12 protein-coding genes are annotated in these 12,603 nt (G+C 46.8%); 2 read left to right on the top strand and 10 right to left on the bottom strand.

Going from position 1 to position 12,603, the window contains the following annotated elements:
- Nucleotides 1-14: 14 nt before the first annotated feature.
- A complete protein-coding gene (locus ACYQ1O_RS13615) occupies nucleotides 15-3,572 on the top strand; it encodes a penicillin-binding transpeptidase domain-containing protein (RefSeq protein ID WP_459992442.1) in 3,558 nt (1,185 codons plus the stop codon).
- A gap of 52 nt (nucleotides 3,573-3,624) precedes the next feature.
- On the opposite strand, the gene ACYQ1O_RS13610 is transcribed toward ACYQ1O_RS13615, so the two are convergent.
- Entirely contained in the window at nucleotides 3,625-4,923 is a 1,299-nt protein-coding gene (locus ACYQ1O_RS13610; RefSeq protein ID WP_459992441.1) for a PepSY-associated TM helix domain-containing protein, read from the bottom strand.
- A gap of 86 nt (nucleotides 4,924-5,009) precedes the next feature.
- Between ACYQ1O_RS13610 and ACYQ1O_RS13605 the strand changes: the two genes are divergently transcribed.
- A complete protein-coding gene (locus ACYQ1O_RS13605) occupies nucleotides 5,010-5,951 on the top strand; it encodes a hypothetical protein (RefSeq protein ID WP_459992439.1) in 942 nt (313 codons plus the stop codon).
- A gap of 41 nt (nucleotides 5,952-5,992) precedes the next feature.
- Here the strand turns inward: ACYQ1O_RS13605 and ACYQ1O_RS13600 are convergent, their stop codons facing one another.
- The 9 genes from ACYQ1O_RS13600 to ACYQ1O_RS13560 form a co-directional block, all read right to left on the bottom strand.
- Complete coding sequence (locus tag ACYQ1O_RS13600; RefSeq protein ID WP_459992438.1) at nucleotides 5,993-6,175, bottom strand: hypothetical protein; 183 nt, start codon at nucleotides 6,173-6,175, stop codon at nucleotides 5,993-5,995.
- 161 nt (nucleotides 6,176-6,336) lie between these two features.
- A complete protein-coding gene (gene lysS / locus ACYQ1O_RS13595; RefSeq protein ID WP_459992436.1) occupies nucleotides 6,337-7,833 on the bottom strand; it encodes a lysine--tRNA ligase in 1,497 nt (498 codons plus the stop codon).
- 119 nt (nucleotides 7,834-7,952) lie between these two features.
- Entirely contained in the window at nucleotides 7,953-8,549 is a 597-nt protein-coding gene (locus ACYQ1O_RS13590; RefSeq protein ID WP_459992435.1) for a DUF4326 domain-containing protein, read from the bottom strand.
- A complete protein-coding gene (locus tag ACYQ1O_RS13585) occupies nucleotides 8,546-8,986 on the bottom strand; it encodes a DUF488 domain-containing protein (protein WP_459992433.1) in 441 nt (146 codons plus the stop codon). Before ACYQ1O_RS13585 ends, ACYQ1O_RS13590 begins: the two co-directional genes overlap by 4 nt.
- A 1-nt stretch (nucleotide 8,987) precedes the next feature.
- The gene (locus ACYQ1O_RS13580; RefSeq protein ID WP_459992431.1) at nucleotides 8,988-9,695 is read right to left on the bottom strand and encodes a dual OB domain-containing protein; all 708 of its coding nucleotides are present in this window, start codon (nucleotides 9,693-9,695) and stop codon (nucleotides 8,988-8,990) included.
- Nucleotides 9,696-9,728: 33 nt separating this feature from the next.
- Nucleotides 9,729-10,827 (bottom strand): peptide chain release factor 2 gene (prfB, locus tag ACYQ1O_RS13575; RefSeq protein WP_459992429.1). Its coding sequence is split into 2 segments (ribosomal slippage): nucleotides 9,729-10,751 and nucleotides 10,753-10,827, totalling 1,098 coding nucleotides; the frame shifts between segments, so codons are not numbered across the junction.
- A 99-nt stretch (nucleotides 10,828-10,926) separates the two neighbouring features.
- Nucleotides 10,927-11,352 carry an EamA family transporter gene (locus ACYQ1O_RS13570; protein WP_459992427.1) on the bottom strand — a complete coding sequence of 142 codons (426 nt, stop codon included), beginning with the start codon at nucleotides 11,350-11,352 and terminating at the stop codon, nucleotides 10,927-10,929.
- An 8-nt stretch (nucleotides 11,353-11,360) separates the two neighbouring features.
- Nucleotides 11,361-11,681, bottom strand: a complete 321-nt coding sequence (locus ACYQ1O_RS13565) for a Rieske (2Fe-2S) protein (RefSeq protein ID WP_459992425.1) — start codon at nucleotides 11,679-11,681, stop codon at nucleotides 11,361-11,363.
- Nucleotides 11,682-11,740: 59 nt separating this feature from the next.
- The gene (locus tag ACYQ1O_RS13560) at nucleotides 11,741-12,526 is read right to left on the bottom strand and encodes a class I SAM-dependent methyltransferase (protein ID WP_459992424.1); all 786 of its coding nucleotides are present in this window, start codon (nucleotides 12,524-12,526) and stop codon (nucleotides 11,741-11,743) included.
- Between the last annotated feature and the right edge of the window lie 77 nt (nucleotides 12,527-12,603).

The raw sequence follows: 12,603 nt of genomic DNA, 5'->3' as shown, positions 1-12,603 counted from the left end.
GCAGGATTTTGAAGATGTTTAAACGGCGAACTGCTAAAAACTTCCGCGCTTTTGCTTACAGCGCAAAAGGTCTTAGGGATGGGAATGAAGACAATTATTTGCTGATCCAAAGCCCAGATGGCCATGCCTTGGCGGAATATTTAAAAGATCAGCAAATTGAGCAGCTGCCTGTGCCGCAATGGGACAACCAGAAAATCCGTATCGCCGTTGCCGACGGTATGGGCGGCCATCAGAATGGCCGCGAAGCGGCGGAGTTACTGGTGACCGAGCTGATTAAAATAGCGGCCACTGGACAAGTGGGAAGGCTTGCCAATGTGGTTAAAGCCTTACATAGTCAGTTATCGAAACAGTTAAGCGGTAGCGGCAGAAACCGCCCTGGCAGCACCTTGGTGGTCGCCGATATTGATTGTGTGACGGGCCTGTGCGTGATCGCCAATGTCGGCGATAGCCGGGCTTATTTATTGCGTGAAGGCCGTCTGCATCAGCTTAGCCACGACCATGTTTATTGTGAGTTCGCCTGGCGGGATGGTGATTTATCGGATGAGCAATATTTTAATGCCCGCTCGGTCAGCAATGCCAGCTTGACTCAGGCGATGGGTTTTGGCTCGCATGGAATTGTCCGTGCTGCTGACGGCTCGCGGCCTTATGAATATAATCCTAATCTGCGTTTGGATATTAAGGAGGATGGCCAATCTTGGCAGCACAATTGGGACAAGGTTAAAACCGAACACCGGGATGTGTTTTTGCTGCAATTGGAAGATGACGACGTGCTGTTGTTTGCCAGTGACGGTTTATGGTCTATGGGTCAAGATTGCCTGTGGCATCCAGAAATAACAACTCCATTATCTAACGCCGCCGCATTGGAAAAGCTGGTCAACGCAGCTATTGAGGCCGGTAGTTCGGACAATGCCACTTTGGTGATGTGCGCTAGGGAAGGTGCTATTGGCGGTTATAACGCGATTGATGGCAAAACCGAGCAGGCTTACCAATATTCCAGATCAGTTGCCGAAAGCTTCCGGCAACGCTTGCTTTTACCCACTTTGTCGGCACTTAAATCTCGCCATTTTAAAAGTGTAAAACTCTCTGTTGTACTGTTTTTGTTGCTGTCTTTTTGGGCGATGGCGGCTTGGCGTATTTACCATTTACATAAGGAAAACAGTGTAGCGGCCATAAGCCTTGTCACCGAAGACCAAAAATTGTTTGAGGATTTGCAAAAAAGCCCATTGATGGAAGTGGACGCACAGAAACGTTTGCTGTTAAAACCCAAAGATTACGATTTGGCGCAAATAGCCCAAGGTGTTCCGCTTACCGATCAGGATGCCTCGATCTTAAAGCAATTATATGGCAGTAAAGCCGGTGAAGTTGTCAGGCAACAAATCGCACAATGGAACGGATCGCGCGGGTTTAGCGCATTACGTGATAGCGAAAATGCCAATTGGGACATTTTAAACACCTACGGTTTAAAGCTTGCTGCAGGTGGCTCAGTACCGGATGGCTTTAGTTATGTCCACCAAAAACAAGCGGTTTACAACGGCAGGCCGTATGCGTTTGGCGCACTAAGGACGGAATTTAATGATTGGATAGTGGCGCACGACGGTAAGGCAAACCGTTATCAACGGGGGATTGCTGCCGGAACAAGTTTGCATAGCCAATATGTCGGGCGTTTATTGGACTGCCAGTTGTCAGTATCCGGCCAGACGGTGAGCAATTGCAAGGCCTTGGCCCAGCCTTTATGTCCAAGCAGCGGTTTAATTTCAATGGTTGATAGTAACTGTAATCTTGCTTCCGCATCAGCGGGGGAAATTAGGATAAGCAAATTATCGGCGAATGCGAATATCGAACTGGTTCTTGACGCGGTACCGAACCCCACTAAATCGAATAAAGCTGCCGATCAAGTCAGTGATGTCGCTATTTCCTATCACTGTGAAGAGAACTGCCAAGCTATTTCCAAAGAACATTTTGCCTATCAATTTAAAAAAACCTTAAGCAAACCCTTACAAGAAGAACAAGACTCGCGCTTTAGTATTGAAACTGCCGATGGCGCGCAATTGACTAATGAATTTGGGGTAGCTGCTCCAATCGCCGAAAAACTAGGCTTGCTCGGTTTGGTGGGCGTTGATAAAAACGACTACAAACGCCTAAGTTATCTATTAGCAGAAAGCCGCTTTAAAGAAGGCTACCGTTTAACCTTGACCCTAGACAGCCATCTGCAAGATATTGCCAATAAAGCATTAAGCGCAGGTTTAAAAAATGTCCACACCTCTATGAAAGACGATCCTTACCAATATGTCAGGCGCGGGGCATTGCTGGTTTTGGATGCGGATACCGGGGATATTTTAGCGGCTTCGTCTTTCCCCCAGCCGCCTGAAAATGTCGCCTGGGCAGAAAAAACCTGGGATAAGGCGGCTTTTTACAAACATTACGAACAACTTGATCCTTTTTTAAACCGTGGCTGGAAAGGTGGCGATAATAATCAAGCGCCCGGTTCCAGTTTTAAAATTTTTATGGCGTTAGCTGCCGCTGAACAAATAAACAAAACCAAAAACACACCGGAAGGGAAGCGCTTAGAAAATTATTTTAATGGTTTAGGTCGCGATGAGTTTAGCCAGCTGACAGGCTTGGCAAAGTCTGCCACAAGTATGCCAATTTATCGCCAAGCTTATTTTGATAGGCGCTTGGTCGATCCCGATACCGTCAAACCAATTAGCAATTGTTGCGGCACTAGCCCCGAAACGATGGCACAGTTCTATGATAAACCACTAACTGCTGCCGCTTGTAGTACCAGTGGCGAGATAAAAAACCGTTTAGGTGTTGCCGAAGCGATTAGGGATTCTTCAAATGTATGGTTTGCCCAATTGGCCAAGCTTATGGATGGTGAAGCGGCGGAAAATCACGACCTGTCTGACCCTAATGGTAAGGCAAATTTATTTTTGACGGATTTTATGAGCCGCTTTAGCCTTGATAAAAGCATAAGTCTGTTGCCGGCAAATAACAAATTTAACCCAAACCAGAAACAATTATGGGAAACCGCCAGTATTTTTTCATCTTCACAGAACAATATCCCGCTGTTTTCAAATACCCCCGGTTCTCTTGCCATTAGAGACTTGCTGCAAACTTCGATAGGCCAAAGTATCCAAGTGACACCATTGACGATGGTGCAAATTGCAACTTTGGCAGCCACGGGCAATGGGTTTCATCCCAATTTAATTAAACAATGGGATCATGATTCTGTTAAGCCGATAATCACCAACAGATTAGATGCTGATTTCGGGCTTATTCACCAAGGCATGGCTGCTGTCGTTCAAAAAGGAACCGCACAGATTGCCTTTGCTAATCATCCCGACCGATGCCGGATTTATGGCAAAACCGGTACGGCCCAAACTGGCGGGCAATTAAACGGCTTGTTGGAACATAACACGGCTTGGTTTATTGGTTGGCGTGAGCCTTTAGCAAAAGGAAAAAGACTCAGTTTTGCGTGTATGGTGACGCACACACTTGCTTCAAATACAGGTCAAGGTGGAAAAGTATGTGCGCCCATAGTTGCTGATTTCTTACATCAAGTAGGAAATTGAACGTAACTGTCAGACCATATCTGAGCTAGTACACATAAATCCAAAAAGCTATTTAAACCTTTTTATCAAATTTATCCAGATACTTAGCTTTCAACTTTTCAAGCCAAACCAATAACTGTTTTAATGCAGACTTGACCAGTGGCAAAGCCCAAACCCAGCCCCGTTGCCCGGCTTGCCAAGCGTGTATAGCCGCCAAGCGCAGCAGTTCCCAACGCACCGGCCTGTCGCGGACAACCCCACGTTTATGCAGCCAATGCAATAATCCACTGACATAAAAATACGCCGGACATAAACCCGCCAAAAACCAAGCAAACCGACCCGCCGCACCCAAAGCTTCGCCGGTGTGCAAAGGCCACATCCAGGTCATCAGCTGTTCGCCCGCGTTAAATTTTTGGGGATCGCGCACGGCTTTAATTTGTCCGCTCCAGCGGTCTATCCACACCATCGTAAACGGGTGCTTGTGGTTGACTTCGCCCGCTTGGCGCAGGTTGATGCGATAGGTGCCGCTATCGCCAACCGGCGTGGTAACACGCCTGAGCGTCGCTTTCGGAAATGCGCCACGGGCGACGAATTCTGCCGCCTCCAAGCGCACCGGACGGTTGGTCGGCTGGGCTTTGCTCAGCACCGGTTTGCCATTATTGCCATGCCCCATATCGTCAGCGCCGGTGATGGCTTCGAGCAATTGCGGGTAGCTCAGTTGCAGACCGGTAAAGGCCAACACCAACAAAGCGGCTGAACTGGCCAAACCCAACCAGCGATGCAAGTCCATCAACAAACGCATCCAGCCTTGGTTGTACCTAAACGCGAAAGCGTGCCGCAGGCCACCGGCAGGCCACCATAAAGTTAAGCCTGTCAGGACGGAAACCATCAGTAAAGCGCCTAACACGCCGACGCTTTGCCAACCGAAAGCATCACAATGCAATTGGGTGTGCAAATCCATCAGCCAAGTCATCGCCGTTTGCCCCCAAAAGCGGCTATCGACCACTTCGGCGGTGTAAGGATTGACCGAAACCATCAGCGGTGCGTAATAATCAAAATAAGTTTCTTGCGGCTTTTCGTACCAGGCGGTGAGCATCGCTTCCGGCGTTTGCGGCATTTCCAGCGTCCAACTGCCCAGGCGCTGGGGGTGCGCGGCTTTTATGGCTGCCAAAATAGTGTCTAACGACTGGTAACGGGCCTGCGGCTGTTCGATGGTGAGTTGCGGATTGAAAAAACTATCCAATTCCGCACGATAAACATTCAGGCTGCCGCTGAGGCCAATCAGGGCAAAGAAAAAACCGCCAACCAAGGCAAGATACAGATGGATTTTTAGCCAGATGGCGCGGGAGAAATATCGGGACAATTTGGGCATGGGTGGGGCGAATAAAAGTAGTCAGGAAACAGACCCATCAGGTCTTCGATGGCATAATACAGCAACCTGTTGTCAAGCTTAGTTTTATGCCGATGCAAACCCCGCCATTTTACCCGAAAGACTTTATAGAAACCGCCGACGGCCTGCTTTTTGCGGTGGTTGCGCAGGAATTGGAAAACGCCAAAGTATTGTGTTTTTTACGCTATGTGCGTGAAGCCAGCGGCTGGAAAAAATACCCGACCGATGCCGCCAACGCCTATCTGCAAAACCATCACCCTGAATACCTGCATTATTCAAAGCGTCTCGCCGCGCCGATGCATGCCGTCGCTATCGGCAACATTAGCCAACACCACCAACCAAAGCAACGCTTACAAAGCTTGCTAAAAGCCACGCCAAGCGATGCAGTGGAAGCTGATTTCCAACAGCTGGCACACTTGCTGCAAAACGGCGGTGTTAATTTAGAAAGCTTGGGCGTGACGGGATCCCTGCTGGTGGGCGTACAAAATCCAAGCTCGGATATTGATCTTGTCTGTTATGACCGCGACAGCTTCCAGCATTGCCGCCAATGGGTGCGTGATCTCATCGACCAACATCAACTAGCCGACCTGAGCGCTGCCGATTGGCAAGAATCCTACCAACGCCGCGCCGCTGAAATAAGTTTCGACGACTACCTTTGGCATGAACGCCGCAAACACAACAAAGGCTTGGTCAACGGACGGAAGTTTGATCTAAGCTTGCTCAACGAAGCGGAAAATGAAACCGGCGAATGCCAAAAATTGGGGGCAACCACCTTGCAATGCCGCGTGCTTAATGACCGCTATAGCTTTGATTATCCGGCACGTTTTATCACCGACCACCCCAGCATACCCACCATTATCAGTTTTACCGCCACCTACACGGGACAAGCTTATACGGGAGAACTCGTCGAAGTGTGCGGTATGTTGGAAAAAACCGCCACCGGTTTGCAACGGCTAGTCGTGGGGGCAAGCCGCGAGGCGAAAGGGGAATATATTAAGGTCATCCGCTAAAAACCTGCCGGTATAGCCGACAGGTTTTTTAAATGGTCAGATCAGCCATGCGCCTTGTGCCGCACCAAGCCAGTAAACATCAAGTAAACGCTGAGCATCACCAAAGCAATATCTGCCATTAGAAACGGATCGGTCACCAACATCACCGTGCCGCCGGAGAGAACAAACAACCCTAAGCCAATATAAAATTGGGTCAGGGTTCTGGTTTTGAGTTCGTCGTGCATATAAACCTCCGCGTTAGCCAAGCCCGTAGCGCCACGGGCAAATTAAGAAAAAACCTTGTTCCAACAATTGCTTATTAAAAATCTTTATAATGAAATTACGATGAAATAAAGATAATTTTTGCCAGACAAGGTTTTTAGCTAACGCGGAAAGCTTCCCAAATTTACGCCTTAGGCCGCATATGCGGGAACAACAACACATCACGTATCGATGGCGAATCGGTAAACAGCATCACCAAACGGTCGATACCAATGCCCTCACCTGCCGTTGGCGGCATTCCGTGTTCCAAAGCCGTGATGTAATCGGCATCAAAGTGCATGGCTTCTAAATCGCCTGCGTCTTTTTCATCGACTTGTTTTTGGAAACGTTCCGCTTGGTCTTCGGCATCATTCAACTCGGTGAAACCGTTGGCGATTTCGCGCCCGCCGACGAAAAACTCGAAGCGGTCGGTAACATGTGGATCATTGTCGTTACGGCGTGCCAGCGGTGAAACTTCGACCGGATAAGCAGTAATAAACGTCGGTTGCATCAAACGGCTTTCGACAGTTTTTTCAAAGATTTCAATCTGCACTTTACCCAAACCGTAGCCTTCTTTGACTGGAATGCGTAGGTTCTCAGCGACTTTTACTGCCGCTTCACGGGTCGCCAAATCGCCGGCGGTCAAATCAGGATTGAAATGTAAAATAGATTCGACCACCGTCATGCGAACAAACGGTTTGCCGAAATCATATTCTTCGCCCTGATAATTGATGACGGTTTGCCCGACCACTTCTTCAGCAATGCCGCGTAACATGGCTTCGGTCAAATCCATCAATTCATGATATTCCGCATAGGCTTGGTAAAACTCAAGCATGGTGAATTCAGGATTATGGCGGGTCGATAAGCCTTCGTTGCGGAAGTTGCGGTTGATTTCAAATACGCGCTCAAAACCGCCGACCACCAAGCGTTTCAAATACAATTCCGGTGCAATACGCAAATACATGTCCATATCCAACGCGTTGTGGTGCGTGGTGAATGGGCGTGCAGTTGCGCCGCCTGGGATGACTTGCATCATCGGTGTTTCCACTTCCAAGAACTGGCGATCCGTCAAAAATTGGCGGATGTAAGCGACGATTTTCGAGCGGATGAAGAAGGTGTTGCGCGATTCTTCGCTCATAATCAAATCCAAATACCGTTGGCGATATTTGATTTCTTGATCGGCAATCCCGTGGAATTTTTCTGGCAACGGGCGCAAGGCTTTGGTCAACAAACGGATGCTATCAACTTTAATACTCAGCTCGTCAGTTTGGGTTTTGAACAACACGCCTTCCGCACCCAAAATATCGCCAATATCCCATTTTTTGAATTGCTCGTTGTACACGCCTTCTGGCAGCGAATCACGGCTGACATACAACTGGATTTTGCCGGACATATCTTGGATATGGCAAAAACTCGCCTTACCCATCACGCGGCGGGTCATCATCCGCCCGGCGATTTTCACCCGTAGCGGCTCGGCTTCCAGATCTTCTTTGGTTTTGCCAGCGTATTCGGCTAAAACTTCGCCCGCGATGACATCACGGCGGAAGTCGGTAGGGAAAGCAATGCTGTGTTCGCGCAACTCGTTGAGTTTGCTACGGCGTTGGCGGATTTGTTCTTGTTCGTCTTGTTGGATTTCGGACATGTTTGTTTAATGTAAAAATTTAAAAGAATAAGTTAAAAGCCTATCGAACTTTTAAGAATTTGTTATCTGAAGGATGTTTTATTAATAAATAAACAGGGTTACTTGGAAAATGACAGCATTTACTTCCCATCATCAATTGAATTTAAATACTCCACAAGAATATCGCCATGACAAGCAGCAGGCTTACAGTGACATCCTAGAACTTTGCCTTTTAATAACAAAAGCTTTTGTTTGTCACCTTTTAAAAAGCCCCGCTCAAAATCGTATTTATATTTTCTAATGACCTCATCTCTGTCACCATCTTTTCCAATCACATAAGGATTGCCCCAATCAGATCCTCTCCCGATGTAAACGTCATATTTTTCTTTTTTATCAACGTTTACCACTTTTGTAGTTTTGGTATCTATCAATCGAGTCGGAACATTATGACTAGAAAGCTTGGTAATAATGTTTGAAAAACTTTCGTTATCATTAAAGATAATTGCGTAATTAACAACTTCAGAAATTTGTTGATCGTCAAGCAAAGTTATTGCATTTTTAACGCGATCATCAGAGCCTAATTTTTTTTCAATAAACCCTAAGTAATCTTCTGGGTAAGCTAAAGAAAAGCTTTTAAGGTTCGCAAGAATCTTAGTGATTTTTCTTTCAAACTTTTGGTAGCAAGAAAAATCATGCGGATAAGCAATAAAAACAGTTGGGGTTTCTTGAATGCTCATGATAGATGGACAATTTTAATGTTTTCATCCCAATGCTGACTCAGATATTCAGCAACCAACCGTCTGTGGCATTGATGCGGCAAATGTTCACTACATAACAAACAGCCTTTATCAAGCAAAGACTTATCAATAATACGTTCTATGTTGCGTTGTGCCATTAAATTTGTAAATTTATCGGCATAACTTTCCCAAGTAATGGCTTTATTTTTATAGGCATCTAGCATTGGCTTAGTTGGGGCTAGGTCAAGTAGATGAATATAATCGGCTTGGCATAATTCTTTTAGGAAATATGTAAGATCATTTTTCTTTGCAAAACCCGCCAATTGCGACGTAGTATTTAAGCGTGTATCAACAATACGCTTAACTTCGTTTTTTCTGATTAAAGAAAAAAATTGTTCGGCTGATTTTTGGGTAAATCCTATGGTAAATGTTTGCATATTAAAAATATGCTCTAACATTTTTAAAGTAATCTGGAAAGGTGTAGATACCGTTTACTTGAAGCCAATAACCTTTTATTCCTTGTTGACTTATGTGTAACCGTCCTAAGCCAATCCTAAGAAAAACTTCATCTTGATTTTTAATCACTGAGTTAATTTCGTTGTAGTTATTCGTTGTTTGATAATGATTTTTTGCATAGTGATAAAAGCCATAATCAGTAATCGCTAAAAAACGATAACTTTTCAAATTACTATCAGTGAAATGAATTTTTATTTTTGTTTTGTCAAATCCATCTTGAACAACTTCAATTTGATTCGGATTTACCGAAATAGTAATTATGGATTTTGTAGGTTTCGATTCTGGAGGAATATGTTTCTGATTATTTTGCAAAGACACATTAAAACCTTGCTCAATATTTTGAGAAATTGAGGCTGATAATATCTCTTTGAATTCACTATCTGAACACGGCCCGAGAAAAGTCAAATTCTCATAATTCATGTCTTCACTATGTGGCAGTTCTATAGTTGGACATGTATTAAATTTTCCCGAAAGAACCGCGCCAGGCAAAATATTTAATCTTTTGCATTCGGAAATAGGCAAATAAGGTAGTGGTCGTATACATTCTCCTGTATCAATATCTATACCCGCAATACACACAATATCTTCATTAGAAAATCTTGTTAAATCAGTGACAATAATTTTTCTCATTGAGATGCATCCTATAATGTGCTTATTCGGTTATCACAACCCACTCTTCAAACTAGCCTCAATAAACTGATCCAAATCGCCGTCTAGCACGGCTTGGGTGTTGCCAGTTTCCACGCCTGTGCGTAAGTCTTTGATGCGCGATTGATCCAACACATACGAACGTATTTGGCTGCCCCAACCTATGTCAGATTTGGTGTCTTCCAAGGCCTGTGCGGTTTCGCTGCGTTTACGCATTTCCAGTTCGTACAACTTAGCTTTCAGTTGCTTCATGGCGGTGTCGCGGTTTTTGTGTTGCGAGCGGTCGCTTTGGCATTGCACGACGATGCCAGTCGGGTTGTGCGTCATCCGCACGGCGGATTCGGTTTTGTTAACGTGCTGCCCCCCTGCACCACTGGCGCGGTAGACGTCAACGCGAATATCGGCGGGATTGATGTCGATGTCGATGTCGTCGTCGATTTCGGGTGAGACAAACACCGAAGCAAATGAAGTATGGCGACGATTGCCGGAGTCGAACGGCGATTTCCGCACTAAACGATGCACGCCCGTTTCGGTACGGAGCCAACCAAACGCATATTCGCCTTCAAAGCGGATGGTGGCGGATTTGATGCCCGCGACATCGCCTGGTGATTCTTCGATCAGTTCAGTTTTAAAGCCCCGGCTTTCGCCCCAACGTAAGTACATGCGCTCGATGATGGAAGCCCAGTCTTGCGCTTCGGTGCCGCCAGAGCCGGATTGGATGTCCAAAAAGGCGTTATTGGCATCCATTTCGCCAGCAAACATGCGGCGGAATTCTAAGTCGGCGACTTTTTTCTCGAAATAGTCCAAATCGGCAATGACGGTTTCAACGGTGTCTTCGTCGTCTTCTTCCACCGCCATCATCAGCAGTTCTTCAGCGTCGGCAAGGCCGCGATCGAGTTCGTTGATGGTGTTGACGACGGCTTCCAGTTGTCCGCGTTCTTTGCCCATAGCTTGGGCATTTTCGGGGTTATCCCAAATTTTGGGATTTTCCAGTTCGCGTAAAACTTCTATTAAGCGTTCGGATTTATTGTCGAAGTCAAAGATACCCCCTCAGCCCGTGGCTGCGGGTTTTTAAGTCGGCAATTTTGTTTTTGATGGGATTGATTTCTTGCATGGTCTTCAGAAAGATTGAGGGCTAGGCCGTCAAGATGGAAAAAGGGGCAAATTATAAACGATAAGTTTGGCTTATGGATAAAGAACTTAACGGCAGCGGTCAAGACTTTTTAGCTATCACCAGCAAGCCCGCAACTATCAGCAATGCCCCCAGCATCACCCGTAGGCTGATGGTTTCTTTAAGCAACAAGGCCGCCAGTGCAATCGCCACCACCACACTGCCTTTGTCGATCAGAGCAACACTGGCGACATCGCCGATTTTTAAGGCTTTGTAGTAAAAAATCCACGATAACGTGGTGGTCAGAGCCGATGCGCCCAACCAGATGAGATTATGGCGGTTCAGCGTCGTCCAATCGGTCAGCGGCACGACGATGGCGGCAAAACCCAACACAAAGACGCTGACAAACAAGGTGCGGACGCTTAAGCCCAAATCACCTGAAATACCGGACAAGCCGACTTTAGCGATCACCGACGTAAAGCCGGCAAAAAACATCGACAACAGCGCGTAACCCAGCCATTTCTCCACGTTGCGGCCTAATCCCAGCGGTCGTCTTTCACTTGCACGATGCCGTTTTCGACGCGCAACGGAAAGCAAGTGACATCTTCATAAGCGGGGGCGGATTTGACCGCACCGGTTTTCACGCAAAAACGCGCGCCGTGGCGCGGGCAAACAATTTCATCACCCACCAATTTGCCGCTGGCAATTTCTGCGCCGTCGTGAGTGCAAACATCTTCAATCGCATAACAAACGCCGTCGATTTTAAAGACGGCAACTTGCGTTCCGTCGACATCAACAACCACATTTTCACCATTTGCCAACGCATAATTGGCAATGACATCGACCCAATCTGACATTTTGCTTCTCCCAATATTTAAAAAGACTTTTCAGGTTTTACAAGCCAGAAAGGTCTACATCAATTTTTCAAAAACACATCATAACGTAATAACTTACCGGAAAAACTATCGCTCGGTTTAACGCCGCCTAACGGCTCGGCATAATCGGGGCATTTCACTACCACGCGCTTGCTCGTAGCTTGCATCGCGGCGGCAAACAATGCCTCTTTGTCTTCGTCATCGCCCAATAAATCGCGCAGCACCATCATCGATTTTTTTGCCAACGCCGATTTTTTGCGTTTGGGCGGAAACATAGGATCAAGGTAGATACAATCCGGCGCTTCCAGCAGTGTGGCCAGCAATTCGATAGCATTGCCTGTTAATAAACACGGCGGTTGCAGTTGCAAACGTTGCATCCAATCTTCCTGTGCCAAACGTTGGAAACCGTCTGCCAACAACGCAGCCATGATGGGCGAACGTTCGATGCACAGCAGGTCATAACCCATGCGGAAAATATGCAAACTGTCTTGCCCCCAACCCGTGGTCGCATCGACTACGGTTTTGGTCTTGCGCCCCAACGCCTTCGCCAATGCGCCATCTTTCGGCGCAGGCCACGAGCGTTGCTCGCCTTGGCGCGGCTCAATCTCCACCGTCATACCGCCTTTTTTCAGCAATTCTTTATCGAGCAGTTTGAGACAACCGTCACGCCAGCTTAAGAAAAAGGCTTCGTGCTGGTCGAAATTAGCTTCGCTGCTGATGCGCAACGGCACGGCAAGCTGATCGGCGAGTTGTTGGAAGGGCTGGATGTCGCCGTGGTTTTCGTAAAGGACGGCGAGTTTTCCGAGGTAGGGATTTTGTGAAGTCATTTGAAACCGTAGGGTGGGCAAGCTTTTTTGCCCACCGATGGATATTAATTTTGGTGGGCAAAAAAGCAAGCCCACCC

Source organism: Methylosoma difficile, from assembly GCF_054657615.1.
The sequence above is the reverse complement of the archived record's forward strand: the minus strand, read 5'-3'. Positions and strand labels throughout refer to the sequence as shown.